At 58.3% G+C, this 26,756-nt stretch carries 25 protein-coding genes; 11 read left to right on the top strand and 14 right to left on the bottom strand.

Features of this window, described 5'->3' with window-relative positions; genetic code table 11:
* Positions 1-6: 6 nt before the first annotated feature.
* The 3 genes from J3351_RS02305 to J3351_RS02295 all read right to left on the bottom strand — a co-directional run bounded on the left by J3351_RS02305 (position 7) and on the right by J3351_RS02295 (position 4,786).
* Positions 7-2,961, bottom strand: coding sequence for an acyl-CoA dehydratase activase (locus J3351_RS02305; protein WP_207697034.1), 2,955 nt, complete (start codon positions 2,959-2,961; stop codon positions 7-9).
* A 254-nt stretch (positions 2,962-3,215) separates the two neighbouring features.
* A complete protein-coding gene (locus tag J3351_RS02300; protein ID WP_207697033.1) occupies positions 3,216-4,013 on the bottom strand; it encodes a HAMP domain-containing sensor histidine kinase in 798 nt (265 codons plus the stop codon).
* 20 nt (positions 4,014-4,033) lie between these two features.
* A complete protein-coding gene (locus tag J3351_RS02295) occupies positions 4,034-4,786 on the bottom strand; it encodes a response regulator (RefSeq protein WP_005930473.1) in 753 nt (250 codons plus the stop codon).
* Positions 4,787-5,118: 332 nt separating this feature from the next.
* Between J3351_RS02295 and J3351_RS02290 the strand changes: the two genes are divergently transcribed.
* The gene (locus J3351_RS02290) at positions 5,119-8,295 is read left to right on the top strand and encodes an ATP-binding cassette domain-containing protein (protein WP_207697032.1); all 3,177 of its coding nucleotides are present in this window, start codon (positions 5,119-5,121) and stop codon (positions 8,293-8,295) included.
* A 121-nt stretch (positions 8,296-8,416) separates the two neighbouring features.
* On the opposite strand, the gene J3351_RS02285 is transcribed toward J3351_RS02290, so the two are convergent.
* Positions 8,417-8,923 carry an HD domain-containing protein gene (locus J3351_RS02285; RefSeq protein WP_207697031.1) on the bottom strand — a complete coding sequence of 169 codons (507 nt, stop codon included), beginning with the start codon at positions 8,921-8,923 and terminating at the stop codon, positions 8,417-8,419.
* A gap of 36 nt (positions 8,924-8,959) precedes the next feature.
* Positions 8,960-9,391 (bottom strand): hypothetical protein, encoded by a 432-nt coding sequence (locus J3351_RS02280; RefSeq protein WP_035393585.1) that lies wholly within the window; start codon positions 9,389-9,391, stop codon positions 8,960-8,962.
* A gap of 287 nt (positions 9,392-9,678) precedes the next feature.
* Here J3351_RS02280 and htpG point away from each other — a divergent pair, with 287 nt between their 5' ends.
* The 5 genes from htpG (at position 9,679) to J3351_RS02255 (ending at position 16,643) form a co-directional block, all read left to right on the top strand.
* Positions 9,679-11,607, top strand: coding sequence for a molecular chaperone HtpG (htpG, locus tag J3351_RS02275; RefSeq protein ID WP_207697030.1), 1,929 nt, complete (start codon positions 9,679-9,681; stop codon positions 11,605-11,607).
* A gap of 99 nt (positions 11,608-11,706) precedes the next feature.
* Positions 11,707-12,822, top strand: coding sequence for a 5-bromo-4-chloroindolyl phosphate hydrolysis family protein (locus J3351_RS02270; protein ID WP_207697029.1), 1,116 nt, complete (start codon positions 11,707-11,709; stop codon positions 12,820-12,822).
* Positions 12,823-12,961: 139 nt separating this feature from the next.
* Entirely contained in the window at positions 12,962-14,248 is a 1,287-nt protein-coding gene (locus J3351_RS02265) for a galactokinase family protein (RefSeq protein WP_207697028.1), read from the top strand.
* Positions 14,245-15,744: a UDP-glucose--hexose-1-phosphate uridylyltransferase gene (galT, locus tag J3351_RS02260; RefSeq protein ID WP_307862847.1), complete on the top strand. Its 1,500-nt coding sequence runs from the start codon at positions 14,245-14,247 to the stop codon at positions 15,742-15,744. Before J3351_RS02265 ends, galT begins: the two co-directional genes overlap by 4 nt.
* 131 nt (positions 15,745-15,875) lie before the next feature.
* Complete coding sequence (locus J3351_RS02255; protein WP_207697026.1) at positions 15,876-16,643, top strand: copper homeostasis protein CutC; 768 nt, start codon at positions 15,876-15,878, stop codon at positions 16,641-16,643.
* Positions 16,644-16,697: 54 nt separating this feature from the next.
* Here J3351_RS02255 and J3351_RS02250 read toward each other — a convergent pair whose 3' ends face one another.
* Together J3351_RS02250 and J3351_RS02245 are read right to left on the bottom strand one after the other, a co-directional pair.
* Positions 16,698-17,288: a rhomboid family intramembrane serine protease gene (locus J3351_RS02250; protein ID WP_156073287.1), complete on the bottom strand. Its 591-nt coding sequence runs from the start codon at positions 17,286-17,288 to the stop codon at positions 16,698-16,700.
* Between the two features lie 82 nt (positions 17,289-17,370).
* Positions 17,371-17,535: a hypothetical protein gene (locus tag J3351_RS02245; RefSeq protein WP_207697065.1), complete on the bottom strand. Its 165-nt coding sequence runs from the start codon at positions 17,533-17,535 to the stop codon at positions 17,371-17,373.
* Positions 17,536-17,702: 167 nt separating this feature from the next.
* On the opposite strand from J3351_RS02245, the gene holA reads away from it, so the two are divergent.
* A complete protein-coding gene (holA, locus tag J3351_RS02240) occupies positions 17,703-18,731 on the top strand; it encodes a DNA polymerase III subunit delta (protein ID WP_156058306.1) in 1,029 nt (342 codons plus the stop codon).
* Positions 18,728-19,345: a toprim domain-containing protein gene (locus tag J3351_RS02235; protein WP_207697025.1), complete on the top strand. Its 618-nt coding sequence runs from the start codon at positions 18,728-18,730 to the stop codon at positions 19,343-19,345. The genes holA and J3351_RS02235 overlap by 4 nt, the downstream gene beginning before the upstream one ends.
* 41 nt (positions 19,346-19,386) lie before the next feature.
* Here J3351_RS02235 and J3351_RS02230 read toward each other — a convergent pair whose 3' ends face one another.
* Positions 19,387-20,139 carry a ZIP family metal transporter gene (locus J3351_RS02230; protein ID WP_242699271.1) on the bottom strand — a complete coding sequence of 251 codons (753 nt, stop codon included), beginning with the start codon at positions 20,137-20,139 and terminating at the stop codon, positions 19,387-19,389.
* Between the two features lie 73 nt (positions 20,140-20,212).
* Positions 20,213-20,752: a TIGR00730 family Rossman fold protein gene (locus J3351_RS02225; RefSeq protein ID WP_207697024.1), complete on the bottom strand. Its 540-nt coding sequence runs from the start codon at positions 20,750-20,752 to the stop codon at positions 20,213-20,215.
* Positions 20,753-20,884: 132 nt separating this feature from the next.
* Between J3351_RS02225 and thiD the strand changes: the two genes are divergently transcribed.
* Complete coding sequence (gene thiD, locus J3351_RS02220) at positions 20,885-21,685, top strand: bifunctional hydroxymethylpyrimidine kinase/phosphomethylpyrimidine kinase (RefSeq protein ID WP_207697023.1); 801 nt, start codon at positions 20,885-20,887, stop codon at positions 21,683-21,685.
* Positions 21,686-21,710: 25 nt separating this feature from the next.
* On the opposite strand, the gene J3351_RS02215 is transcribed toward thiD, so the two are convergent.
* The 5 genes from J3351_RS02215 to J3351_RS02195 all read right to left on the bottom strand — a co-directional run bounded on the left by J3351_RS02215 (position 21,711) and on the right by J3351_RS02195 (position 25,890).
* Positions 21,711-22,283 carry a chromate transporter gene (locus J3351_RS02215; protein WP_005930527.1) on the bottom strand — a complete coding sequence of 191 codons (573 nt, stop codon included), beginning with the start codon at positions 22,281-22,283 and terminating at the stop codon, positions 21,711-21,713.
* Positions 22,280-22,849, bottom strand: coding sequence for a chromate transporter (locus tag J3351_RS02210; protein WP_005930530.1), 570 nt, complete (start codon positions 22,847-22,849; stop codon positions 22,280-22,282). Before J3351_RS02210 ends, J3351_RS02215 begins: the two co-directional genes overlap by 4 nt.
* Before the next feature lie 72 nt (positions 22,850-22,921).
* Positions 22,922-23,521 (bottom strand): HD domain-containing protein, encoded by a 600-nt coding sequence (locus J3351_RS02205; RefSeq protein WP_207697022.1) that lies wholly within the window; start codon positions 23,519-23,521, stop codon positions 22,922-22,924.
* An 89-nt stretch (positions 23,522-23,610) separates the two neighbouring features.
* The gene (guaA, locus tag J3351_RS02200; RefSeq protein WP_207697021.1) at positions 23,611-25,161 is read right to left on the bottom strand and encodes a glutamine-hydrolyzing GMP synthase; all 1,551 of its coding nucleotides are present in this window, start codon (positions 25,159-25,161) and stop codon (positions 23,611-23,613) included.
* A gap of 96 nt (positions 25,162-25,257) precedes the next feature.
* Positions 25,258-25,890 carry a GyrI-like domain-containing protein gene (locus tag J3351_RS02195; RefSeq protein ID WP_207697020.1) on the bottom strand — a complete coding sequence of 211 codons (633 nt, stop codon included), beginning with the start codon at positions 25,888-25,890 and terminating at the stop codon, positions 25,258-25,260.
* Positions 25,891-26,087: 197 nt separating this feature from the next.
* Here J3351_RS02195 and J3351_RS02190 point away from each other — a divergent pair, with 197 nt between their 5' ends.
* Together J3351_RS02190 and J3351_RS02185 are read left to right on the top strand one after the other, a co-directional pair.
* Positions 26,088-26,411 carry a type II toxin-antitoxin system Phd/YefM family antitoxin gene (locus tag J3351_RS02190; RefSeq protein ID WP_117504774.1) on the top strand — a complete coding sequence of 108 codons (324 nt, stop codon included), beginning with the start codon at positions 26,088-26,090 and terminating at the stop codon, positions 26,409-26,411.
* Entirely contained in the window at positions 26,408-26,743 is a 336-nt protein-coding gene (locus tag J3351_RS02185; RefSeq protein WP_207697019.1) for a type II toxin-antitoxin system RelE/ParE family toxin, read from the top strand. Before J3351_RS02190 ends, J3351_RS02185 begins: the two co-directional genes overlap by 4 nt.
* The last annotated feature ends 13 nt before the right edge of the window (positions 26,744-26,756 follow it).

Here is a 26,756-nt window from a genome sequence, read left to right as displayed (position 1 = left end):
TATGTATCAGGCTTCTGCCTTGGGGGCGGCCTTTTCCTCTGCCGCCTCGTCGCGCTCCTCCAGAGCGGCGAACAGGCTGCGCAGACGGATGTTGACCGCACCCAGATTGGTGATCTCATCGATCTTGAGCTGAGTGTAGAGCTTGCTGCCCGCCTGCAGGATCTCGCGGGTCTCATCGGTGGTAATGGCATCCACGCCGCAGCCAAAGGAGACCAGCTGCACCAGATCCATATCCTTCTGGGTGGTGCAGTACTTGGCCGCCGCATACAGGCGGCTGTGGTAGGTCCACTGGTTCAGCACGCTGGTGGGGAACTTTTCCACCCGGTTGGAGATGCTGTCCTCGGTGACAACAGCCGCGCCGTGGCGGGTGATGAGGTGGTCGATGCCATGGTTGATCTCAGGGTCAACGTGGTAGGGGCGGCCAGCCAGCACGATGATGCGCTTGCCCTGACGGCGTGCCTCATCAATGATCTCGCTGCCCTTGACCCGGATCTGGGCCATGTGGGCCTCGTGCTCGGCGTAGGCAGCATCGGCAGCGGCCTGCACTTCCTTTTCGGAAATGCCGCCGAAGTATTTGGGCAGGACTTCCTTTGCCATCTTGCGGACAAAGTCCTTGGGACGGTGGATGCCCACATAGTCATAGATAAACTTCTGGCCCTCCAGCTCGGGGCAGTTGCCTGCCAGAACTTCAGGGTAATAGGCCACCACCGGGCAGTTATAGTGGTTGTCGCCCAGTCCTTCGTCAAAGTTGTAGGTCAGGCAGGGGTAGAAGATGGCATCCAGGTGCATCTGACTCAGGGCCTTGATGTGGCCGTGGCTCAGCTTGGCCGGGAAGCAGGCGGTATCGCTGGGGATGGTGGCCTGACCGGCCAGATACAGCCCCCGGCTGGACACCGGGCTGGTGTGCACGGCAAAGCCCAGCCTGGTCCAGAAGGTGTACCAGAAGGGCAGCAGCTCGTACATATTCAGGCAGAGCGGAATGCCAATGGAGCCGCGCTTGCCGGGCACGGGCTTGTAACCGGCCAGCAGCTGCTGCTTGTAGGCGTACAGATTCAGGCTGTCGTCCTCGCTCTTACCGGTCACGGGCTTATCGCAGCGGTTGCCGGAGATGAACTTGCGGCCATCGGCAAAGGTGTTGATGGTGAGCTGGCAGTGGTTGCCGCAGCCGCCGCACTTGACGCTGACCACCTTCTGGTCGAAGGCTTCCAACTCGGCCAGATTCATCATCCTGGAAGTTTCCTGATGGTTCTTATGGCTCTGGCGCAGGCCGAACAGGGCCGCACCGTAGGCACCCATCAGGCCCGCGATGTCGGGGCGGATGACCTCCACGCCCATCTCTTTTTCAAAGGCGCGGAGAACAGCTTCATTGTAGAAAGTACCGCCCTGCACCACGATCCTGCGGCCCAGCTCCTCGGGGCTGGATGCGCGGATGACCTTGTACAGCGCGTTCTTGACCACACTGATGGACAGACCGGCGGAAATGTTCTCGATGGAAGCACCGTCCTTCTGGGCCTGCTTGACCGAGCTGTTCATAAACACGGTACAGCGGCTGCCCAGATCCACGGGGCGGTCTGCGAACAGGCCGAGAGCGGCGAACTTCTTGACATCATAGCCCAATGCCTGAGCAAAGGTCTGCAAAAAGCTGCCGCAGCCGGAGGAGCAGGCCTCGTTCAGGAAGATGTTGCTGATGGCACCATCCTCGATCTTGAAGCACTTCATGTCCTGACCGCCGATATCGATGATGAAATCTACATCGGGCATAAAGTATTTGGCGGCGGTGAAATGAGCCACCGTTTCCACCAGGCCATAATCACAGCGGAAGGCGTTCTTGACCAGTTCCTCGCCGTAGCCAGTGGTGGTCACGCTGGCCACCTGCAGGCCGGGGTGCTCCCGGTAGATCTTGATCAGCTGTTCCCGGATCAGGGGCAGCGGGTTGCCAAGGTTGGGCTGGTAATTGGTGTACAGGATCTGGCTCTTCTCGTCCACCACCACCAGCTTGACGGTGGTGGAGCCGGAGTCGATGCCGATATGCACCGGGCCGCACTGGGCGCTGAAAGGCACATGAGGCACTCTGTGGGACATGTGCCGGGCATGGAATTCCTCGTACTCCTGCTTGTTGGCAAAGAGCGGAGGCTCACTGGCATAAGTAGCGGTGGCGGCGTACTGGTCCAGCGCGTCGGCCACTGCGGAGAGGTTGAACTCCTTATCCGCATAGAGGGCGGCACCCAGTGCCACATAGAGCAGGCTGTTCTCGGGGCAGGTGCCGGTGACCCCCAGCGCCTCATCAAAGCTCTTGCGCAGCACGCTGCTGAAGGTCAGCGGCCCGCCCAGATACAGGATATTGCCCTTGATGGGGCGGCCCTGTGCCAGACCGGCAATGGTCTGATTGACCACCGCCTTGTAGATGCTGGCGGCGATATCCTCCGTGCGCGCGCCCTGATTGATGAGGGGCTGCACGTCACTTTTGGCAAACACGCCGCAGCGGGACGCGATGGTATAGGTGCGCTCAGCCTTTTCCGCGGCCTTGTTCATCTCGTCGGCACTCATCTTCAGCAGGGTGGCCATCTGGTCAATAAAGGCACCGGTGCCGCCGGCACAGCTGCCGTTCATGCGGACCTCGGTGCCGTTGGTCAGGAACAGGATCTTTGCGTCCTCGCCGCCCAGCTCGATCACGCAGTCGGTGGCGGGCACAAACCGCTTGACTGCCACACGGGTGGAGAACACCTCCTGCACAAAGGGCACGCCGCAGCTGTCGGCCAGGCCCATACCGGCAGAACCGGAGATGCTCAGCAGAGCCTTGTTTCCGTGCAGGTGCTCTGCATCGATGCGGCGCAGCAGCTCCTGCGCCTTTTCCAGAATATGGCTGTAATGACGCTCGTATGTTGAATAAATCAGCGCATCATGTTCGTCCAGCACCGCGCACTTGATGGTGGTGCTTCCGATGTCAAGACCTACTCTCACTTGCTTTTCCTCCTGAGGAACAATATAAAAATACAGTTGTATTATACTCAAAAATCGGGATACAATCAATCCAATCACCATATTTTACACGCAAAAAATAGTATTTTCCGCTCAAAAAGTTAAACATTTTGTTAAATTCACGAATACAGCCCCCCTGTTTTTCTACATTCCGGTTAAGATTCTTTACTCAGAGTGATTTTTACACAAAAACGCCCTGCCCCGGAAAAGCCCGGAGCAGGGCGCTGAATATCGTATCATTCCATTTTATCGGACAACAGGGCAAGCTCCCGCAGGATCTGCCAGCGCAGGCCATCGGCAGTGGTGAGTGCCGGATGGATGGTGTGCAGTTCCACGCTGCCCTCAATGGGAAACATCGTTCCGGCCAGCGGGATGCGCACCTCTGCCCGGGTACCGCTTCCGGCATCGCGCGGCGTGAGGGAAAGCACCCACCCCATGTGGGCGCAGTAACGGCGGCAGAGCAGCAGCCCTGCCTGCACACCGCCCAGGAAACGGCGGCGGTTCTCCATCCAGTTTTCACCGGTGGGCAGGCCGCAGCCGTCGTCCTCCACGATCAGGTACAGATCCTCGTCGTCCCGGGTGAGCCGGATCTTGATCTGCCCGCCGGGGCTTACGGCCCGCAGGGCGTTGGAAAGCAGATGAAACAGCAGCTGCTCGGCCTCCTGGGCATCCGCCTTGACATAGCAGCGCCGGAACGGGCTGTGATCCACGATCAGCCGGATGCCCAGCTGCTTCTCGATCTCCGGGGCTATCTGGGCGGCCTCCATCAGGATCCAGCACAGGTCTACCGGCTTCATGGACGGCTTGTCGTTCATCTCCACTTCCAGCAGACCCATCATCTCCCGCAGGGTGCGCTCCAGGCGGATGCTCTCCTGCCCCATATCCTCCAGCGCCTGCCGGGTCCTTTCGTCTCCGGTCCGGGCCAGATGCATCTGCAGGTATTCCCGGTTCTGGTCCATGATGCGCAGGGAGTGCAGCAGCACGCTCTCAAATTGTTTGCGGGGGAAATCCCCCATCCCGCTCTCTTTTGCCATTCCGTTCTCTCTCTTTTTTCTCATCGTCCGGCCTTCCGTCCCTGCGTTCCGCTGTCGATCAATTTCTGGCGGCCCGCATAGATCAGCTTGCCCAGGGTAACGCTATGCCCCATCAGGCCGTAATCCTGCTTGAATTTCTGCCAGGCTTCGGTGTTGTATTTTTCCACCCCGTCGATCAGGCGGCGCATCCCGCAGTCCACAGCGGCCACTGTGGTGTGGTGTTCCTCGGCCACAGTCTGCAGGATCTCCTTGCGCACGGCCAGCTTCCGCTCTGTGCCGCATACGACCTGCAGCGCGGTGGTCAGATATTCACAGTTCACATCCGGCTGCTGGATGCCCCACTCCGCATAAAGCTGCTTGCAGAACGGCAGCACCCAGAAGATGCCGATGTCCGTGGAGCTGCGCAGATCCAGCAGCAGATCCAGCAGGCTGCTGCGCTCCGGCAGGTACTGCCTGCCGTCCGGCCGCAGGAACGATGCCGTGGCATCGCTGTACCAGTCATCCCCCTGCAACAGCAGCAGCGGGCGGTTATGCAGGCTGTTGAGCCGTTTGAGGAACTCATACCCATCCATATCCTCCAGCTGGCTCGAAAGCACCACGATATCCACACTGCGCTGCTGGCGCAGCTCCCGCAGCAGCTCCTCGCCGCTGTGGAAGCAGACACAGCAGATTGCAGGATTCTGCTCCTCCAGATAATTTTTCCGGACGCGGATTTCCCGCTCGTCGTAGCTCAAAAGCGCGACATGCAGCTTTGAAACGAGTCGTTCCGTCAATCCAACCTTCCCCTTTGCCTTAAATTTGCCGCACTTTTCTTCCGTGCGTACTGTACGATACTATTTTATAAGGCCCTGCGGAAAGATTCAATCCCTGAAAAAACGTCACTATGCGTCGAACCGTGCAGGAATGGTGGCTTTTTGCGTCTTTATTTCCGGTAATTTACGTCATAAAGTGTCGATTTTTGTTTCTTTTACCTTCTCCAGCATAACACCATCTTTCCAGAAAAGCAACGGTTTGTTCACATTCATCTGATACCATATCTACGTTATTTTGTTTTTTGTCCGGCATTTCCCACACGCCGCCGGGCACGCATAAGAAAGGCCTGCCTATGCTTCAACTGAAAAAGATCCGCAAGGAATACAAAACCGGTGACCTTGTACAGACCGCACTGAATGATGTCAGCCTGAACCTGCGCGACAGCGAATTCGTCGCCATCCTGGGCCCCTCCGGCTCCGGTAAGACCACCCTGCTGAACATCATCGGCGGCCTGGATCGGTACGACAGCGGTGACCTTGTCATCAACGGGATCTCCACCAAAAAGTACACCGACCGCGATTGGGACTCCTACCGCAACCACACCATCGGCTTTGTGTTCCAGAGCTACAACCTGATCCCCCATCAGACCGTTCTGGCCAACGTGGAGCTGGCCCTGACCATTTCCGGCATCTCGGGCTCAGAGCGCAAGCGCCGCGCCACCGAGGCACTGCAGAAGGTCGGGCTGGGCAATCAGCTGCACAAGCACCCCAGCGAAATGTCCGGCGGCCAGATGCAGCGCGTTGCCATTGCCCGTGCGCTGGTCAACAACCCGGATATCCTGCTGGCGGACGAACCCACCGGCGCGCTGGACAGCGAGACCAGCATCCAGGTCATGGAGCTGCTCAAGGAGGTGGCAAAGGACCGGCTGGTGGTCATGGTCACCCACAACCCGGAGCTGGCCCAACAGTACGCCACCCGCATCGTGAACCTGAAGGATGGTGTCATCCGCTCCGACACCGCCCCCTACAAACCTGACACCGCTCAGCTTGCCCCTGCCGTTCACAAGAACATGGGCCACTCCTCCATGTCGTGGTGGACCTCGCTGACCCTGAGCTTCAACAACCTCTGGACCAAAAAGACCCGCACCCTGCTCACGGCCTTTGCAGGCTCTATCGGCATCATCGGCATTGCGCTGATCATCTCCCTGTCCACCGGTGTCAACCAGTATATCGCCGATATGGAGCGGGACACCCTTTCCGAGTACCCGGTACAGATCCTGCGCAGCGGCATGGATCTGACCAGCCTGCTGTCTGCTGACCTGCCCGGCCAGACCGCCGCCCCCGACCTCAGCGAGGGGATGGTGCCGGTGCGCCAGCTCGTGACCCAGATGGTTTCCGGCATCACCTCCAACGACCTGAAGAGCCTGAAAGCCTACCTCGAGAGCGATGCCTGCAGCATCGGGGAGAGCGTTTCCTCGGTGGAGTATTCCTATAATGTACAGCCTCAGATCTACCGCCAGGACCCGGACGGCAGCATCCGGCAGGTGAACCCGGATTCCTCCCTTTCCGCTCTGGGCATCAGCTCCACCAGCTCGACCAACAACATGATGGCCAGCATGATGAACACCAGCGTGTTCTACCAGCTGCCCGCCAGTGATGCCCTGTATCATTCCCAGTACGAGGTCAAGGCAGGCCGCTGGCCCGAAAGCTACAACGAGTGCGTTGCCGTGCTGGGCGCGGATGGTTCCATCACCGATTATGCCCTCTACGCGCTGGGCCTGCGGGACAACGCCGAGCTGGACAAGATGATCCAGCAATTCGCCCAGAACCAGAATGTGGATGTGCCCGAAGATTTCAAGACCTACCGGTACAGCGATTTTCTGGGCCGCACCTTCAAGCTGGTCAACGCGGCCGACCGCTACCAGTACGATGATGCCCACAGCACCTGGGTGGACAAATCGGACGACAATGCCTTCCTGCAGGAGCTTGTGGCCAACAGCGAGACCATGACCATCGTGGGCGTGGTGCAGCCCAGGGAGAACGCCTCCGCCGCCATGCTTTCTTCCGGCATTGCCTATCCCGCCTCCCTGACCCGGCATGTCATGGACACCGCCGCCCAGAGCAGGCTGGTACAGGATCAGCTCGCCGCCCCGCAGACCAATGTGCTGAACGGTGAGCCCTTCGGCACCGAGCAGACCGCTGCTGTGGACATGGCTTCCCTCTTCTCCATTGACACCGACCAGCTCGAGAGCGCCTTCCAGTTCGACCCCGGCAAGCTGGATCTTGACCTGAGCGGCGCGTTCGACCTGAGCGACGGTTCCGTAGATTTTTCCTCCCTCATTGACCCGGACAGCTTCCAATTTGATCTGACCGAAACGCCCGACATCGACATGAGCGCCCTGACGGACGTGTTCGCCAACATGGACATTTCCATCCCCGCCGACAAAATGCAGCAGCTGGCCCAGAAGGTGATGACCGGCTACAAGGATTACATCATCGGCAACGGCATTCTGGGGCTGGACAAGATCGGTTTTGACCAGTATCTCGCCAGCGACCAGTTCCAGCAGCTGATGAAGGATTCCATGGGCAGCCTCATCGATACCGCTGCCCTGCAGGAGCAGTTTACTGCCGCCATGCAGCAGGTCATGGGCAGCATGATGTCAAACTTCTCGGAACAGATCGCCGCCGGATTACAGACCCAGCTGGGCGCTGCCATGGAGCAGGCCATGGGCCAGATCAGCACGAATCTGCAGAGCCAGATGACCGAGCGCTTCTCCTCTCTGGGCAGCCAGATGGAAAGCGCGCTGAAGATCGACGCAGATGCGTTCCGGAATGCCGTCCGGTTCAACATGACCGAAGACGATCTGGCGGAGCTGATGAAGTCAAAAATGATGTCCACCAGCGCCACCTATGAAAGCAACCTGCAGTCCTTTGGCTATGCCAGTGAAGATGACCCCAGCCAGATCAGCATCTATCCGCTGGACTTCGAGCAAAAGGCTAAAGTCCTCAATGTGCTGGACAGCTACAATGCCGCCATGCGTGAGCAGGGCGCGGAAGACAAGGTGATCCAGTACACTGATGTGGTGGGCACCCTGATGACCTCCGTGACCAGGATCATCAACATGATCTCCAACATGCTGGTGGCCTTTGTCTCCATCTCGCTGGTGGTCTCCTCCATTATGATCGGCATCATCACCTATATCAGCGTGCTGGAGCGCCGCAAGGAGATCGGCATCCTGCGTGCCATCGGTGCTTCCAAGCGGAACATCTCCGAGGTGTTCAACGCCGAGACCTTCATCATCGGCCTGTGCTCGGGCCTCATGGGCATCGGTCTCAGCAGACTGCTGCTCATTCCGGGCAACATGCTCATCCAGAAAATCGCCGTCGGCACCAGCGTAGTGGCCGTTCTGCCCTGGAAGGCCGCTGTGGTGCTGGTTGCGCTGGCAACTGTGCTGACCATTCTGGGCGGCTTCATCCCCGCCAAAACCGCTTCCCGCTCTGACCCTGTCAAGGCTCTGAGAGCAGAATAAGATCACTTTTTCAAAGAGGCTGTTGCACAAGCCCCAGCAAAAAAGACCAGAGTTGTTTCGCCAAAAGGCGTTACAACTCTGGTCTTTTGCTTTCTTTCATGTGAACAGTGCGGCGGCTTCTTTACCACTCTTCTTCGTCAGCGCCCACCCTTGTGCGGCGGAACATGCTCTCCACAATGGCGCAGTATTTATCCGCCAGACAGACGATGACCGCCTCGCGGCAGGTCGGGATATGGCGGAAGGTCAGGGGCCACATGTGGCTTGCAATGACGTTCTGCTCCTTTTTGGTAATGCCGAACACCCGCTGTGCGTTCACACAGGCAGACCCTGGGTGGGAAAAGCCGTGCATCTCAAACAGATTCCGCAGGCCGTGGAAAGAGCCCTGCTTGTGCCAGTCATAGAGATAGAAATCGTGGAGGAAGGCCCCCACGGCCAGCGTGGTCTCATCGGCTCCCAGATGGAAGCGGTGGTTGATCCAGCAGCTGACCACGACCACATTCTTGCAGTGCTGGTAGGTGGTCACATCACCGTGCTGGATAAACTCACGCATTTCCTGCACCTTAGGGTGATGGTCGTACTGTTCCAGAATAGCGGACAGGCGCTCCCGTTCCGTTTGTGAAAGCTGCATGGAAAATTCCCTTTCTTTTTGTCAGAAACGCTCAGCTCAGCTCCGCAGCTGAACCGGGTTGGAGCTACCGAAGTTCTCAGCGGCCGAAGGATTTTCGCGGGTCAGGCTCAGGTCCACCAGATACTGCCTGCCGTCGCCCAGTGCTTCCAGCTCGGCCAGCTTGGCCTCGGCAGAAGCCTTGTCCGGGTACCACTGGATGAGGAAGAAGTTTTCCTCCTCCACACCGTAATACAGCCACTGGCCGTCTGCCCGCAGCAGGTCGTCCAGATGATCCACCTCATCGCCATCGGTCAGGCCCAGGCCCTCCTCGGCGTAGACATTTTCAGGTTCCACCTGCAGCACCTCAATGACCTGAATGGCGCTCTGTAAGTATTCATCCTGCGAAATGCTCTTGTCCGAGCGTTCCCAACCCGTCAGGAATGCCTGCATCAGCAGGTTCTTCACGGAGATCTCCGGCTTCATTGCCATAACATATTCCTCTTTCCTCGTTTGTTTCCGCTGATCAGTATACGCTAAAAATTGTGAAAGGTCAACTATTTCTTTATGAATTTTTTGTAGCAACGCACAAAAGGCATTTTGTTCCAGTTCATTTCTGAACTTTTTATGAAACCCCTTGATTTTTGACCCGCATCGGTGTATATTAGCACTCGAAAGATATGAGTGCTAAGAAGATGCAGCATCGGCTGCTTCTTCTGCATTGCCGCTCCTTTTGCGAGGGGCCGGATCTGAATACTGTACAAAAGAGGTTTTGTATTATGGCGAAGAAAGAATTTCAGGCTGAAAGCAAAAAGCTGATGGACATGATGATCAACTCCATCTACACCAACAAGGAGATCTTCCTGCGTGAGCTGATCTCCAACGCTTCGGATGCCATCGACAAACTTTATTATAAGAGCCTGACCGATCCTTCCGTGGGCATGAACAAGGGCGATTTCCGCATCCTGCTCACCCGCGATAAGGACAATCGCCTGCTGACTGTCTCCGATAACGGCATCGGTATGACCAAAGAAGAGCTGGAGCAGAACCTGGGCACCATCGCCCACTCCGGTTCTCTGGACTTCAAGAAGGACAACAAGGACGAGAACATCGACATCATCGGTCAGTTCGGCGTGGGCTTCTACTCCGCCTTCATGGTCGCCGACAAGGTCACCGTCATCTCCAGGGCATACGGTGCGGACGAGGCCTGGCAGTGGGAGTCCAGCGGTGCTGACGGCTACGAGCTGACCCCCGCTGAGAAGGAAACCGCCGGTACCGACATCATCCTGCACATCAAGGACAGCACCGATACCGACAATTACGAAAACTTCCTCGACGAATACGGCATCGTGGCCATCGTCAAAAAGTACAGCGACTATGTGCGCTATCCCATCCAGATGGAGCGGGAAAAGAGCCGCCAGAAGCCCGAACCCGATCCCAAGCCCGAGGACTACAAGCCGGAGTGGGAGACCTACACCGAGCTTGAGACCCTGAACAGCATGGTGCCCATCTGGAAGAAGCAGAAGAGCGAGGTCACCGACGAGGAATACGCCAGCTTCTACAAGGATAAGTTCAACGATTATTCTGACCCCGCCCGCGTCATCGTGAGCCGCACCGAGGGCACCGCCAACTACAACGCCCTGCTGTTCGTGCCCAGCCATCGCCCCTATGATTTCTACACCAAGGAATATGAGAAGGGTCTGGCCCTGTACGCATCCGGCGTGCTCATCATGGAAAAGTGCGCAGACCTGCTGCCCGATTACTTCAGCTTCGTCAAGGGCATTGTGGACAGCCAGGATCTGAGCCTGAACATCAGCCGTGAGATGCTGCAGAAGGACAACCAGCTCAAGCTGATCCACAACGCACTGGAAAAGAAGATCAAGAACGAGCTGCACTCCATGCTGGTCAACGACCGCGAAAAGTACGAGGCATTCTGGAAGGAATTCGGCCGCCAGATCAAGTTCGGCGCTTACTCTGATTACGGGATGCACGCTGAGCTGCTGCGCGACCTGCTGCTGTTCTGGTCTGCCAAGGAGCAGAAGATGGTCACCCTGCAGGAGTATGTGGACAAGATGCCTGCCGAGCAGAAGTTCATCTACTTTGCCGCCGGTGACTCCACTGACCGTCTGGCCAAGCTCCCCGCCGCCGAGCTGGTTCTGGACAAGGGCTATGATGTCCTGCTGCTGACCGAGGACGTGGATGAGTTCTGCCTGCAGATCATGCGCAGCTACCCCCGCAAGGATGCCGAGGGCAAGGACGGCACCGTGGAGTTCAAGAACATCAACAGCGGCGATCTGGGCCTTGAGACCGAGGACGAGAAAAAGGCCGCTGAAGATGCCACCGCCGAGAACAAGCCCCTGTTCGATGCCATGAAGGACGCTCTGGACGGCAAGGTCAAGGAGGTCAAGGTCTCCACCCGCCTGAAGGATCACCCTGTCTGCCTGAGCGCCGACGGCCCCCTGTCCATCGAGATGGAGAAGGTGCTCTCCAAGCAGCCCGGCAGCGAGGGCGTGAAGAGCGACAAGGTGCTGGAACTGAACATCAACCACCCCGTGTTCGCCGTGCTGAAGGCCGCACAGGAGGCCGGTGATACCGACAAGGTCAAGAAATACAGCAGCCTGCTCTATGCACAGGCACAGCTGATCGAGGGCCTGCCCGTGGATGATCCCGCCGCTTACGCCGAGGCCGTTTGCAGCCTGATGAAGTAATTTCCTTTCCCACAAATAAATTACCCCCTTAACAAAAGGGCCGTGCTCCGCTATAATAAAGTGGAACACGGCTTTTTTGTTTTAGGAGGATTCTGCCCCATGGAGCCCAGACGCAGCAAACATTTTCTTGCCCACATTCCCACCATTGCCCTGCTGGTAGTATTCGCCATGTCAGCACCGCTGGGCGTTCTGTTTTTCATCCTGCGTGCCATTGACCGGGATGCCGAAAAAAAGGAGCAGGAGAACGCGGAATATTCCAGCGATTTCCGCCCCCAGGACACCGGTGCCGGTCAGTCGGCCCGGGACACTGAGCCGGTCTACGGCCACGATGTGCCCACTGCCGAGCAGCAGAACGCCAAAAAGTGGCACAAGACCCTGACCAGCCTCTGCACGGTGTTCGGCGGCATCTTTCTGGTGGTGGGCCTTGCAGGCCTTGCCGATATCATTGACCTGTGGGGCTACTGGTTCGACTGGGGCGAGTTTCTGACCGCGCTGGCCCAGACCATTGGCGGCGGCGCTGCGCTGGCCATGGGCCTGCGGATGAAGCAGGCCCGCAAGCTGGAGCGCCAACTGGACAAGATCGTTGGGACCCGGGATAACATCCCGCTGGACGAACTCTTTGCAGCCGCGGGCATTGATGCCGACAGGGGCCGCGCCGCCGTGGAGCGCGCCATCGACCACGGCTATTTCGGGGCCGATGCCTATATCGACAACCGCACCGGCACGCTGGTGGTGCGGGGCGCTGCGCCCCAGCCGCCCAGACCCGCCGAGCCCGCACCCGCACCGGCTCCCGAGGATCAGTATGCCGCCCTGCAGCGCCAGCTCCGGCAGGCCAACGATGCCATCCCCGACCCGGTGATGACGGCCAAGATCTCCCGGCTGGAGGATGTCAGCGCCCGCATCTTCGCACTGGCTAAAAAGGACCCGGACAAAAAAGCCCAGCTGCAGAAATTTATGGATTACTACCTGCCCACCGCGCTGAAGCTGCTGAATACCTACGCCCAGCTTTCGGCACAGGATGTGCAGGGCTCCAACATCACTGAGGCAAAGCAGAGCATTGAGCGGAGCATGGATCTGCTCATCACCGCCTTTGAAAACCAGCTGGACAAGCTGTTTGCCTCCGATGCGCTGGATGTTTCCACCGACATTGCTGCGCTGGAAGGGATGCTGAACCTCGACGGGCTCACCGGCGGCGATTTCGCGCCCCGGAGCTGACCGCCGGAACTGCGTTGACCTTTCATCCAGATGCAACAATAATACATGGTCTTTTCTCGACAGAACCGATATTATAGAATCAGAAGAACGGGCCCTGGCCCTTTGAAGAATCATTCACCTATACGAGGAGGAACGCGCCATGATGAAGCCTATTTCTGTCTGGAAGCAGGAGCTGGCGGGCGGCACCCATACCGCCCGGCTGGCCTCCCTCTACTGCTGTTCGCCGGAGCAGACCGCTGCCCACGCCGCACGCTATGCGGCAGTGCTGGACGGGCTGGAAGCGACCTTTGGTGCCCACACCGAGGCCGGACTGTACAGCGCCCCGGGCCGCACCGAGATCGGCGGCAACCACACCGACCACCAGCATGGCCGGGTGCTGGCCGGCAGCGTGAACATTGACATGATCGCTGCCGCTGCCCCCAACGGCCTGAACCAGCTGCGTGTGCAGAGCGAGGGCTATGACCTCTGTGTCATCGACCTTGGCGACCTTGCTGCCCGCAAGGAGGAAGAGAACACCACCATGGCCCTGCTGCGGGGCGAGTGTGAGGCCTTCAAGGAGCGTGGCGCTGCCCTCTCCGGCCTGGACGTGTACATTTCCTCCAACGTGCCCAAGGGCAGCGGCGTTTCGTCCTCTGCCGCCTTTGAGGTGCTGATCGGTGTCATCCTGAACGACCGCTTCATGGCCGAAAAGGTCTCCCCCATCGCCATTGCGCAGATCGGCCAGTGGGCAGAGAACGTCTACTTTGGCAAGCCCTGCGGCCTGATGGATCAGATGGCCTCCAGCGTGGGCAACATTATCACCATCGACTTTGCCGATCCTGCCCACCCCGATGTGGAGCCGGTGCAGGTGGATTTCTCTCAGGCAGGTCTTGCCCTTTGCATCCTGGATTCCGGTGCAGACCACGCCGACCTGACCGATGAGTACGCCGCCATCCCCAACGAGTGCCGCGCCGTGGCCGCTGTCTGCGGCGGCCAGGTCCTGCGGGATGTGCCCTTTGAGACCTTTATTGCAAATCTGCCCGCATGCCGCAAACAGTGCGGTGACCGTGCCGTGCTCCGGGCTTTCCACATCTACGCCGACAACCAGCGCGTTGCCCGGCAGGTAAACGCCCTGCGCGCCGGTGATTTTGAGACCTTCCTGCAGCTGGTCAACGAATCCGGCACCAGCAGCTGGGAATACCTGCAGAACGTCATCCCTGCCGGGTACAAAGAGCATCAGGAAGTGGCTGTGACCATTGCCGCCGCAAAGCATTTCCTGAACGGCGCGGGCGCTGTCCGCGTTCACGGCGGCGGCTTTGCCGGCACCGTGCAGGCCTTTGTGCCGCTGGAGAAGCTGGATGCCTTCAAGGCTGAGATGGAGGCCATTCTGGGCGCAGGCAAGTGCCACATCCTCTCCATCCGTCCGGAAGGAGGTGCCGTGCTGTGATCTCTACTGCCATTCAACAGCTCGTCAACTATGGGCTGGACACCGGGCTCATCCTGCCCGATGACGAGATCTACATCCGCAATCAGCTGCTGATGACCATGCAGCTGGACAGCTTTACCGAGCCCGAGGGGGATGTCTGCTACACCGACCTCGAGAGCATCCTGAAAACGCTGGTGGACGATGCCGTGGCCCGGGGCGTGTGCGCGGACAATTCCACCGCCCGCGACCTGTTTGACACCAAGCTGATGGGCGTGCTGACCCCGCGCCCCTCCATTGTCCGCGCCAACTTTGAGGAGCGGTACGAAAGCGAGGGCCCCCAGGCCGCCACCGACTGGTTCTATGAATTCAGCCAGGATACCGATTACATCCGCCGCTACCGCATCAAGCGGGACGTGAAGTGGGTCACCAAGACCCCCTACGGCGATCTGGACATCACCATCAACCTCTCGAAGCCCGAAAAGGACCCCAAGGCCATTGCCGCCGCCAAGCTGGCCCCCCAGAGCGCTTACCCCAAGTGCCAGCTCTGCGTGGAGAACGAGGGCTATGCAGGCCGGATGAACCATCCCGCCCGCGAAAACCACCGCATCATCCCGCTGACCATCAACGGCAGCGCATGGAATCTGCAGTACAGCCCCTACGTTTACTACAACGAGCACTGCATCGTGTTCAACAGCCAGCACACCCCCATGAAGATCGAGCGGGCCACCTTCCGCAAGCTGCTGGACTTCGTGGGCCTGTTCCCCCACTATTTCGTGGGCAGCAATGCAGACCTGCCCATTGTGGGCGGCAGCATCCTGAGCCACGACCACTTCCAGGGCGGTCACTACGAGTTCGCCATGGCCAAGGCCCCCATCGAGAAGAGCTGGGTATTCCCCGGCTTTGAGGATGTGGAAGCCGGCATCGTCCACTGGCCCATGAGCTGCATCCGCCTGACCTGTGCGGATGACGAGCGTCTGGTGGAGCTGGCCGACAAGATCCTGACCGCATGGCGCAGCTATACCGACGAGGCAAGCTTCATCTTTGCCGAGACGGACGGCGAACCCCACAACACCATCACCCCCATTGCCCGGGTGCGGGATGGCAGATATCAGCTGGATCTGGTCCTGCGCAACAACATCACCACCCCGGAACACCCGCTGGGGGTCTACCATCCCCACGCAAAGCTCCACCACATCAAAAAGGAGAACATCGGCCTGATCGAGGTCATGGGTCTGGCAGTCCTTCCCAGCCGCCTGAAGCAGGAGTTGTTCGATCTGGCAGATATGCTGGTGGCCCGGGTGCCTGCCGAGCAGTACCCCGAAGCCCTGCAGAAGCACGCCGCATGGGCACAGGAGATCCTGGCCCGCCATCCTGAGCTGAACAGCGACAGCGTCCACCTGATCCTGCAGGATGAGGTAGGCCAGGTGTTCGCGCAGGTGCTGGCAGATGCCGGTGTCTACAAGCTGGATGAAGCCGGCCGCGCCGGTTTCGTGCGGTTCCTCGAAAGTGTAAAGTAATGGATTAAACCTCTCAGTCACGCTTCGCGTGCCAGCTCCCCTAGTAGGGGAGCCCTTGGCAGAATGGTTTAAGTTTATCAAAGCAACGAAAGGCCCGTCAGTAGAGATGCTGACGGGCCTTGGAGGTATTTATGACTTACACATTGGAAGTTTGTGTAGACAGTGTCGCAAGCGCCCTTGCGGCAAAGCGGGGCGGGGCCGACCGGCTGGAGCTGTGCGCCGACCTGATCATTGGTGGCACCACACCCAGCCTTGCGCTGGTGCGGCAGGTCAAGGCCGAGACCGGCCTGCCGGTGCGTGCCCTGCTGCGGCCCCGATTCGGTGATTTCTGCTACGACCGCTATGAGCTTGCCCAGATGGCCGAGACCGCTGCCGCGCTGGTGCAGGCGGGTGCGGACGGCATTGTGACCGGTGTGCTGACCCCGGAGGGAGAACTGGACGTGGACGCGCTGCGCCCCATCTACGCGGCCGCCCGGGCCGCTGCAAAGGCCGCTGGCCGTCCGGTCGTCTGCACCCTGCACCGTGCCTTTGATGTCTGCAAAGACCCCTTTGCGGCGCTGGAAGCGGCCAAAGCGCTGAACCTTGGCACCATCCTGACCAGCGGGCAGGCCGCCAGCGCCCCGGCGGGCGCTTCCCTGCTCCGTCGGCTGGTGGAAGCCGCCGGACCTGACCTTGAGATCCTGGTGGGTGCGGGTGTGACCCCTGCCAATCTTCCTGCTCTGGCAGCTGAGACAGGCGCACACGCCTTCCACATGTCCGGCAAGCAGGTGCTGGACAGCCGGATGACCTTCCGGCGGGAAGGTGTTCCCATGGGCCTGCCCGGCTTCTCCGAGTTTGAGGTCTGGCAGACCAGCGAGGAGACCATCTGTGCCGCACGGCGGGTCCTGAACGAACTGTAATCCATAAAACGACCCCGGAAAGCTGTTCTCACGCTTTCCGGGGTCGTTTGTTGATCATCGCTTTTTTCTGGCAGCCGGTCTCCTGCGTTTCCGGGGCAGCATGGCATACACATACCCAAAGGCTGTGCCGCACACACCGCCCACGATGTGCATGAAGTTCGCCACATTATCGTGCGCAAAGATGATATCATACACCTGCTGGCCCAGATACAGTGCCGCCACCAGCAGCATGGTCACCGGGATGCCGCCGGAGAAGCCCGACAGCGATGCCAGCATGATGAGCATGAACACGATGCCCGAAGCCCCCAGCAGGGCGGTATGGGGGAAGAGCACACACTGCAGAATACCCGAGATGAGCGCCGTGAGCAGGATGCCCTTGAGCAGGGGACCGCTGCCGTATTTTTCTTCCATCGGCGGGCCGATGACCAGCAGCAGGAGCATATTGTTCAGGAAATGATCCCAGCTGGCATGGCCCAGCACATGGCCGAAGAGCCGGATGTAAAACAGTGGGTCTTTCAGAGAACCGCGATAGACGCAGAACAGGTGCTTTGTAGTCCAGCCGCCTGTCCACTGCCCCAGGAACAAAGCCCCCAGGGAGAGCAGAAAAAAGGTCAGGATCACCGGCGAATTGTATTGCAGCTGCAATGTTAGCTTGGGGCGTTTCGTAAGCGTTTCATCCTTTCAGCGCCCGCTCTGGCACGGACGGAATTTAAGGATATTATAGCATTTATGCCAGATACGGGTCAAGCAGGGCATCCACCGTTTTGTTCCGCTTGGGAGCGGGCTTGTGCACGGCACGGCCGCGGCAGACCACCAGCTCCATCTTGTGCGCCACCGGCTCCATCTGTTCGGTGCCGTCCAGCAGGATGCAGTTGAAATAGGCTCGTTTCATCCGTATTCTTCCCTTTCCGTTCCGGCGCAGGCCGTTTTCTTTCAGTATATCACGTTTGCGGAAGCGATAAAAGACATCCGTCGTTTTTTCTTCCGTCTCCTGCATTGACATTTCCCGCCCCGGTGGGTACACTTATAAGGTATTCTTTTCTGAAAGGGGGCCCCGCCATGGCAACGGAAGCCAAACTACGTCAGCTGGCAGACCGCGGCTGTCCGGTCTACTATTTCTATTCCAGCGAGCGGTATCTTGTCCGGCAGGCGGTGTCTGCCGCTGTCCGGATCCTGAGCGCTGACACGGATGAGGAGACCACCGTGCTGGACGGTGCCGCGCCCGAGATCGAGCAGCTCATCATGGCAGCGGGCACCATCTCCTTCTTTGGCACCCGGCGCGTGGTGGTGCTGCCCGAGCTTGACCCCGCCGCCTACGGCGACAAGGATCTGGAGGAGCTGTGCAGCACCCTTGCCAGCCTGGAAAATGCCGTGGTGGTGCTGGGCAGTGTGTTCGAGCTGGAGCGCAGCAAGCTCAAAACCGGCAAGCGGGCACAAAAGCTGATCGCCGAATGCAAGAAGCTGGGCTTTGCCGAGGAGCTCTCCAAACCCAAGCCCTACGAGCTGAAGATGATGCTGATTGAGCGGGCCAAGGCGCAGGATACCACCCTGCCCGAGGGCGCTGCCGCAGCCCTGCTGGAGCGCTGCGGCGAGGATCCCTTCCTACTGGAAAACGAGGTAGACAAGCTCTGCGCCCTTTCCGGCTACCAGACCGTTACCGCCGCCATGGTGGCCGAGATGGGCACCGTGAGCCTGGAAGCGGATGTGTTTGAGATGATCCGGATGATCACCGCCAAGAACGCCACCGGTGCCTGCAAAAAGCTGCAGACCCTGCTGCGCTTACAGCAGGAACCCATTGCCATCACTGGCGCAATGATCGGCAGCTATGTAGACCTGTACCGGGTCAAGCTGGGGGCTTCCAAACGGAAGAGCTACGCCGCCGTGTTCAAGGATTTTGGCTACAAGGGCAGCGATTACCGACTCAAGCGCTCAGCCGAAACGGCATCGCATTACACGCTGGGCCAGCTGGAGACCTGCCTGCAGGTGCTGCTGGACCTCGATAAAAGTTTGAAGAGCCAGCCCGTGGATGTGCAGACCCTGCTGGAAGCAGCACTCTGCCGTCTGGCGCTGGCGGGGAGCGGACGATGAGCGAACGAGAACTGCTGCACACCGACCGGGTGCTGGTGGTGGAGGGCAAATACGATGCCGCCCGCCTTTCCCACCTGACCGATGCCATGATCCTGCTGACAGACGGCTTTGGCATCTACAAGGACAAAAAACGCCAGCAGCTGCTGAAAGCCCTGGCGAAAAAAAACGGCCTGATCCTCTTCACCGATTCCGATGCCGCCGGGTTCCGCATCCGCACCTACATCACCGGTCTGGTGGGGGCAGAAAACGTGGTGCAGGCCTACGTGCCCGCCATCCATGGCAAGGAAAAGCGGAAGCCACAGCCTGGCAAGGAAGGCCTGCTGGGCGTGGAAGGCGTGGATGATGCCATCGTCCTGCAATGCCTGCGGGATGCACTGGGCGCAGAAGCCGGGGCCGCGCCTGCCCGCCCGGAGGGTCGGCAGATCACCTACACCGACCTGTACAACTGGGGGCTTTCCGGCACCCCGGGCAGTACCGAGCGGAAATACCAGCTGCTCAACGCGCTGGGCCTGCCGCCCCGGCTCTCCAAAAAGGAGCTGGTGGAGGCGCTGAACCGGCTGTACAGCTTTGAGCAGCTGGATACCCTGCAGGCCGAAATACTCGAAGCACACTGACAGACGAAAAGGAGACCGCACCACGCGGTCTCCTTTTTGCGTTACAGGGCAACATCCAGCGCCATCATCAGGGCAAACCCTGCCACCACGCTGATGACTCCCGCCGGTTCGTCTGCCTCCACGGCTTCCGGGATCATCTCCTGTGCCGTCACGCAGACCATGCACCCGGCGGCAAGGCTCATCAGCCAGGGCAGGGCTGCACTGACCCACCCGGCCAGTGCAAGGGCCAGCAGGCCCCCCAGCGGCTCCACAAGCCCGGAGGCAGCCCCCGCCGCAAAGGCGCGGCGCTTAGACCTGCCCTCCTGCGCCAGCGGCAGGCTGACCGCAGCTCCCTCTGGAATATTCTGCAGCCCAATGCCCAGCGCAAGGGCCAGCGCCCCGCTGATGGCATCCGGTTCTCCCCGCAGGGCCAGCGCGGCAGCAAGGCCCACTACCATGCCCTCGGGCAGATTGTGCAGGGTGACTGCCAGCACCATCCGCCCACAGCGGCCCGGCCCGGTATTCAGCAGGCGGCCCGCCAGCGTTTCCAGCCGCAAAAGCCCTACCGCACCCAGCAGCAGGCCCACGGCAGGCGGGACCCATGCAGGCAGCGGCCCCTGCTCTGCCCGCTCAATGGCCGGCAAAAGCAGGCTCCATACGCTGGCCGCCAGCATGATGCCCGCCGCCATGCCGCAGAGCATCCGCCGGGTGGCAGGCTCCCCAGTCTTCCGCAGCAGGAACACACCAGCCGCACCAGCCGTGGTGCAGAGCATCGGCAGCAGCAGCACTGCCGCCGTCAGGAAAATCTGTTCCAAATCGCACTCCCCCTTTTCCCGGTCTATGCCGGAGCGGCAGGAGGTGTGCAAAGAGCGACCCTAAACAGGATTTTCAAAACAATTTCTGCAAAATTTCCTTGATCTGCTCCAGATCCTCTACAAAATAGATCCCCTGCTGGCGTTCCGGGGAGGAGAGCCCCTTTTCGATCATCCGGGCAAGCAGGACTTTCAGGCCATCGTAGTAGCCGTTCAGGTTATAGAGGATGCAGGGCGCATCCAGATGCCTGAGCGACACCTTGGACATCACCTCGGCGATCTCCTCCAGTGTGCCGGTGCCGCCGGGAAACGCAATAAACGCATTCCCCAGCGCGATCATCTTTGTTTTGCGCTCAGTCATATCCTTTGTCACGATCAGCTCCGTCAGCCCCTCGTGCTGCAGCTCTTCCTGCACAAAAAACTCCGGTTCCACGCCGGTCACTTCGCCCCCGGCGTTCAGGGTGCTTTCGGCGATCTCTCCCATCAGGCCGCAGCGGGAGCCGCCGTACACCAGCGCGTTCCCGCTCTCCCCGATCCACCTTCCCAGCTCCTGCACCGCCTGCTTCAGGGCCGGATCATTGCCCTCGTTTGCGCCCAGATATACCGTGATGTTCATTGTATCCTCCCCCAGTTTCGTTTTTGCCTTATTTTATCACGCTTTTCTCCGGCAGAAAAGAGGGCGGGCCAGTTTTCCTTGCAAATGCCGCCGGACTGTGCTATGCTGAGAGGAAAAAGGGGGATTTTCCTTATGAAAACAGCATTGACCATTGCCGGAAGCGACTCCAGCGGCGGCGCAGGCATTCAGGCCGACATCAAGACCATGACCGCCAACGGTGTGTTTGCTCTGAGCGCCATCACGGCTCTGACGGCCCAGAACACCACCGGCGTGACCGGCATCTTTGAGACCACACCCGAATTTCTGGCCCAGCAGCTGGATGCGGTGTTCACCGATATCTACCCGGATGCCATCAAGATCGGCATGGTGTCGTCGTCTGCGCTCATTGAGACCATTGCCAAAAAGCTGCGCCAGTACGATGCAAAACATATCGTAGTCGATCCCGTGATGGTGGCCACCTCCGGCTCCAAGCTGCTGCAGGACAGCGCCATCCAGATCCTGACCGGACAGCTTCTGCCCATGGCCGAGGTGGTCACGCCCAACATTCCGGAGGCCGAGATCTTGTCCGGCATGACCATCACCGATGCCGCCGGGATGGAGGCCGCTGCAAAGTGCATCAGCGAAAAATACGGCTGTGCCGTGCTCTGCAAGGGCGGCCACAAGGTGAATGATGCCGACGATCTGCTCTGGCACAACGGCAGCGGCAAGTGGTTCCACGGCGAGCGCATCGCCAACCCCAACACCCACGGCACCGGCTGCACCCTGTCCAGCGCCATTGCCTCCAATCTGGCAAAGGGCTATCCCCTGGATGCCGCCGTAGAGCGGGCCAAGGCATATATTTCAGGCTGCCTGTCCGCCATGCTCGATCTGGGCAAAGGCTCCGGCCCCATGGACCACATGTTCGCCCTGCGCGGCGAATTCGTGGAGCACTGAGCCACAAAAAAAGGGCGATGATCTCTCATACGCCCCAGAACAGGATTCCCAGTCCCGCCGCCAGCAGGATCATTCCGATGGGCGACGGGGCTTTTTGCGTCCGCTTCTTCCAGACAAAATGCACCGCCCATAAAACAGCAAACACAAGGATTGATCTCGCATCCGGTGCAAATCCATCCGCCAGCGTTTTGATGCCGCCCAGTGTGGAGAGCATCATGTTCAGTGCGGTCGCCAGGATCATGGCCACCACACAGGGCCGCACACCGGAAAGAAAGGCTTCCACACCCGCATACTTCATCAGGTTTTTCAGCACCGCCGCGATCAGCAGGATGATGAAGAACGAGGGCAGCACCACCCCCAGCGTAGCGATCAGCGCCCCCGGAAAGCCGCCCTGTGATGACCCGATAAAGGTTGCCATATTGATTGCCAGCGGGCCCGGGGTGGACTCTGAAACGGCGACAAAACTCAGGAATTCTGCTTCGGTCAGCCAGCCATGACGCAGCACGGTCTCCCGCACCAGCGAGATCATCCCGTAGCCGCCGCCAAAGGAGAGCGCTCCAATCATCAGAAAATTGAGGAACAGCTGGAGGTAGATCATGCTTTCTCCTCCTTCCGCAGCTTTCTTAACAGGTAGAGCAGCACCCCTGCCGCCCCGCAGAGCAGGATGTAGTAGAGGGACGAGAAGGACACCGCCGCCACCGAGCAGCCCACCATGGCCGCCACAACACCGGCAACGATGATCCTGTTGAAGGCCGTGCCGGACAGGCTTTTCAGCATCTTCATCCCCGCCGAAAGGATCAGATAGATGACGCAGACCTGAATGCCCCGGAACGCGCTTGCCACTGCCGACAGCTGCAAGAACCGGTCAAACACCAGTGAAATCAGGTAGATGACCACAAACGAGGGCAGACAGACCGCCAGCGTGGATGCCGCGGCCCCTTCTGCCCCTTCGATCTTATAGCCCACATAGGTGGCGCTGTTCACCGCCACAGGGCCCGGCGTGGACTCCGCAATGGCGACCATATCGAGAAATTCTTCCCGGCTCAGCCACTGCTTGTCCTCCACAAATTCCCGTTCCAGCAGGGCCACCATTGCGTAGCCGCCGCCAAATGTGAACGCACCGATCTTCAAAAAAGTCCAGAACAGATCTCTTGTTTTTTTCATACACTTCACCTCGCTGCCTGCCTATTATAGCATAAAGTCTCCCATCAGGGAACCCATTCACAAGACCTTCGATCATCCTATCTCTTCCGGCACAAATGAGTCTTTCTCACAAACAAGGTAGATGTCCTTCTTCATTTTCTTCTCAAAGTATTGCTTCAATCTCATATTGGAATCCCACTTGTCTTGCGGATAAAAGCCGTACCGTTTCTTTACATCGTTCATTCTATCTTCTATATCCAGAACCCCTTCCGCTCCCGCCAGACTATCACACAATTGAATCAACCGGTCATAATCATCGTATACTGTCCTAGCCAATTCAGTCTTAATCATTTTCATTTCTTCATCTGAAACATCAAATTTTCCAATGTATTCATTTATCGTGTGATTGTTAAAAGAATGCGTCAAACAGATTTTTGCCGCCTCATCATATCCAAGGCACATCATAAATCTGTACCCATCGGAAACATGGCCAAGATGTCTTACGCCAAATTTTCTTCCTATATCATGCAGTAAGCCTAAAACATAGGCCTTCTCCGCATCCATGTCTCCACATGCCACTGCTATTTTTTCTGCACAATGTGCTGCTGTTAAACTATGTTTTCCCCAAGGCCCCGGATTATTTGATAGACCATCCCGAATCAACGCCATTGCTTCTTCTCTTGTCGGCAGCATAACCTATCCCTTCTTTCCCTTTCCTTATGCATTGATAAAAACAAATGCCGAAAACCCGCATGAATACAGGCTTTCGGCATTTTGATCCATTACTCGAGCTCGATGGTGGCAGGCGGCTTACCGGTGCAATCGTAGAACACACGGTTGACGTGCTTGACCTCATTGACGATACGGCTGGTCACGGTGCCCAGAACATCCCAAGGCACATTGTAGCTCTCAGCCGTCATAAAGTCGGTGGTGGTCACGGCACGCAGGGCCACAGCGTAGTCATAGGTACGCTCGTCACCCATCACGCCGACGCTGCGCATATTGGTCAGAGCGGCGTAATACTGGTTGATCTCCTTATCCAAACCAGCCTTGGCGATCTCCTCACGCCAGATTGCGTCTGCATCCTGCACGATGGCAACCTTTTCGGGGGTCACCTCACCGATGATGCGGATGCCCAGACCAGGGCCGGGGAACGGCTGACGGCTGACCAGATACTCAGGCAGGCCCAGTTCGCGGCCAACCTGACGCACCTCATCCTTAAACAGGTTGCGCAGGGGCTCCACCAGCTCCTTAAAGTCCACGGTATCGGGCAGGCCGCCGACATTGTGGTGGCTCTTGATGACGGTGGATTCGCCGCCCAAGCCGCTCTCCACAACGTCAGGATAGATGGTGCCCTGTGCCAGGAAATCCACCTTGCCGATCTGCTTTGCCTGCTCCTCAAAGACGCGGATGAACTCCTCGCCGATGATCTTGCGCTTGCGCTCGGGCTCAGTAACACCGGCCAGTTTGCTGAAATAGCGGTCACGGGCATCCACGCAGATGAAGTTGATATCAAAGCCGTTGGCATTGCCCGGACCAAAGACAGAGCAGACCTCTTCCTTTTCGTTCTTGCGGAGCAGGCCGTGATCCACAAACACGCAGGTCAGCTGCTTCCCGATGGCCTTTGCCAGCATCGCAGCCAGCACAGAGGAATCCACGCCGCCGGACAGGGCGCACAGCACCTTGCCGTCGCCAATGCGTTCCTGCAGGGCCTTGACATTGTTCTCCACGAAGGAGTCCATCTTCCAGTCGCCGGAGCATCCACAGACGTTATACACGAAGTTGCGGAGCATCTTCTTGCCCTCAGCGGTGTGGAGCACCTCCGGGTGGAACTGAACAGCGTACAGGCCCTTCTCGGCGTTCTCTGCAGCAGCCACAGGGCAGTTCACAGTGTGTGCGGTGATCTTGAAGCCGGGGGCTGCCTGCTCGATGTAGTCGTTGTGGCTCATCCAGCAGATGGTGGAGGGCTGAACATCCTCGAACATCTTGCTGCTGTTGTCCACAAAGACCTCGGTCTTGCCGTACTCACGCTCAGGGGCGCGGCAGACACGACCGCCCAGCAGATGCATCATCAGCTGGCTGCCGTAGCAGATTCCCAGCACAGGGATGCCCCAGTTGAAGATCTCGGGGTCGATGGTGGGCGAATCTTCCAGATAGACGCTGTTGGGGCCGCCGGTGAAGATGATACCCTTGGGGTTCTTCGCCTTGATGACCGACAGGTCGGTTTTGTAGGAATAGATTTCACAGTAGACATTGTTCTCGCGGACACGGCGCGCGATCAGCTGATTGTACTGGCCGCCAAAGTCCAGCACGATGACAGTTTCATGCTGCATGATGTTCTCCTCCCTTTTTCGAGATGTTTCTATAGGTAGATTTAGTATAGCACATCTCACAACGAAAATCGACAGTCTTTGTGAACTTTCCCGATTTTATTTTGCACGAACAGGGTGCCGCAGTACTGTTTTCAGTTTTTCCGGTGCTGTCCGGCGCGGATCGCTGAGGTAAATTTCGTGGTGGCGGCGGTGCCCGGTGAAATCAGTCTCATAGCCCTGTTCCCGCGCAAAAGCATCCATCTGCTCCAGCGTCTCCGGTTCAGTATCATAAGAGCCAACATGCATACACTGCACACAAAGTCCCTCATCGTAGTGGAAGAACTGCACTTTGGAGAAATCCTTCTTCTTTTTTGCAGTCGCTTCCTGAACGGCCCAATCGAACACTTCCCGGGTCACGAAATCCGGCAGGCGGATCATACTTGTCCACTCAAAGCATTCTTTGTGGGCATAGTCCACACCGTCCACCCCCTCCTGATGCCACAAACCCTCCAGCGGTGGGACAACATATTCAAAGTAACCGTCGATCTTATGGCTTCCCTTGTAGCTCATCTTGATGGTAAAGGCAATGCCATACAGCAACTCCATTGCCGCCTGATACTCTCCACCTGGTTCATTGGGGTCTCCCCTGCCCTGTACAGACACAAAATTCATCGGCGGAACAGTCACAATACCCGGCTTCCTGGGTGGAAGATAAAACTCCTTGTACTCCTTCTTATAGTCAAACGCCATAGTGCCGTCCTCCATTCTCCGACATCTTCTCTCTTTAATGTCAGGATATCATAACAACCTTTATTTGTAAACAGATCTACAACAAAAATTCCTCCAACTTTTGTCCGCCTTTATATCATCAGTGAATTTACTGCGATTTCTATTGCTATTTTTACAGATAACTGCTATACTATAACCATAGAAAGGAGCTGACAGACATGGCATCTGTTGTAAGCGCTATTACCAATACGATCCCGATCACTCAATTCAACCGCGGTCTGGCGGGAAAGATCTTCGACGATGTCAAGCGGAACGGTGCAAAAGTTGTGATGAAGAACAACACCGCCGAATGCGTGCTTCTCTCTCCTGAGGAATACGTTCGTCTGATGGATGAGGTGAACGATGCCCGCCTGTTGACCATTGCCACCGAACGGATGGTGCACTATGACCCCGCCACAGTCATATCCGAGGCAGAAATGAACCGCCGCTTGGGCATCACGGCAGAGGACCTCGCAGATTTTGACGAGGTAGACATCGAATGAGCTGGACACTGGAATACCTCCCCGAGGCCGAAAAGGATCTGAAAGCACTGGATGGCAGCCAACGGCTCCTTGTCCTGAAAGCCATCAAAAAAGTGCAGCAAAATCCCCTGCCTGCTGAAGAAAATGGTTATGGAAAAGCTTTGGGCAACCATAGAAGCACCAATCTGGCTGGATTTCTAAAAATCAAGCTTCGTGCTTCCGGCCTGCGGGTCGTCTATCAGCTGCGCCGCACCGAGACGGAAATGCTGGTGATCGTCATCGGTGTCCGTGCTGACGAAGAGGTGTATGAAATTGCTCAGAAACGATCCAATCAATATGATCTGCTCGGCTGATCCCACGGCAGCA

It is taken from the genome of Faecalibacterium sp. Marseille-Q0746, from assembly GCF_017377595.1.
Lineage (GTDB): Bacteria > Bacillota > Clostridia > Oscillospirales > Ruminococcaceae > Faecalibacterium > Faecalibacterium duncaniae.
This window is presented reverse-complemented; position numbering and strand designations above follow the sequence as displayed.

Excerpts from the sequence above, each read along its gene's own strand:
- J3351_RS02300 (WP_207697033.1), bottom strand. The coding sequence starts at position 4,013 with ATGGCAAAAGAGAGCGGGATGGGGGATTTCCCCCGCAAACAATTTGAG.
- J3351_RS02290 (WP_207697032.1), top strand. The coding sequence starts at position 5,119 with ATGCTTCAACTGAAAAAGATCCGCAAGGAATACAAAACCGGTGACCTT.
- J3351_RS02285 (WP_207697031.1), bottom strand. The coding sequence starts at position 8,923 with ATGCAGCTTTCACAAACGGAACGGGAGCGCCTGTCCGCTATTCTGGAA.
- J3351_RS02280 (WP_035393585.1), bottom strand. The coding sequence starts at position 9,391 with ATGGCAATGAAGCCGGAGATCTCCGTGAAGAACCTGCTGATGCAGGCA.
- htpG (WP_207697030.1), top strand. The coding sequence starts at position 9,679 with ATGGCGAAGAAAGAATTTCAGGCTGAAAGCAAAAAGCTGATGGACATG.
- J3351_RS02270 (WP_207697029.1), top strand. The coding sequence starts at position 11,707 with ATGGAGCCCAGACGCAGCAAACATTTTCTTGCCCACATTCCCACCATT.
- J3351_RS02265 (WP_207697028.1), top strand. The coding sequence starts at position 12,962 with ATGATGAAGCCTATTTCTGTCTGGAAGCAGGAGCTGGCGGGCGGCACC.
- J3351_RS02255 (WP_207697026.1), top strand. The coding sequence starts at position 15,876 with ATGACTTACACATTGGAAGTTTGTGTAGACAGTGTCGCAAGCGCCCTT.
- J3351_RS02245 (WP_207697065.1), bottom strand. The coding sequence starts at position 17,535 with ATGAAACGAGCCTATTTCAACTGCATCCTGCTGGACGGCACCGAACAG.
- holA (WP_156058306.1), top strand. The coding sequence starts at position 17,703 with ATGGCAACGGAAGCCAAACTACGTCAGCTGGCAGACCGCGGCTGTCCG.
- J3351_RS02235 (WP_207697025.1), top strand. The coding sequence starts at position 18,728 with ATGAGCGAACGAGAACTGCTGCACACCGACCGGGTGCTGGTGGTGGAG.
- J3351_RS02225 (WP_207697024.1), bottom strand. The coding sequence starts at position 20,752 with ATGAACATCACGGTATATCTGGGCGCAAACGAGGGCAATGATCCGGCC.
- thiD (WP_207697023.1), top strand. The coding sequence starts at position 20,885 with ATGAAAACAGCATTGACCATTGCCGGAAGCGACTCCAGCGGCGGCGCA.
- J3351_RS02215 (WP_005930527.1), bottom strand. The coding sequence starts at position 22,283 with ATGATCTACCTCCAGCTGTTCCTCAATTTTCTGATGATTGGAGCGCTC.
- J3351_RS02210 (WP_005930530.1), bottom strand. The coding sequence starts at position 22,849 with ATGAAAAAAACAAGAGATCTGTTCTGGACTTTTTTGAAGATCGGTGCG.
- J3351_RS02205 (WP_207697022.1), bottom strand. The coding sequence starts at position 23,521 with ATGCTGCCGACAAGAGAAGAAGCAATGGCGTTGATTCGGGATGGTCTA.
- guaA (WP_207697021.1), bottom strand. The coding sequence starts at position 25,161 with ATGCAGCATGAAACTGTCATCGTGCTGGACTTTGGCGGCCAGTACAAT.
- J3351_RS02195 (WP_207697020.1), bottom strand. The coding sequence starts at position 25,890 with ATGGCGTTTGACTATAAGAAGGAGTACAAGGAGTTTTATCTTCCACCC.
- J3351_RS02190 (WP_117504774.1), top strand. The coding sequence starts at position 26,088 with ATGGCATCTGTTGTAAGCGCTATTACCAATACGATCCCGATCACTCAA.
- J3351_RS02185 (WP_207697019.1), top strand. The coding sequence starts at position 26,408 with ATGAGCTGGACACTGGAATACCTCCCCGAGGCCGAAAAGGATCTGAAA.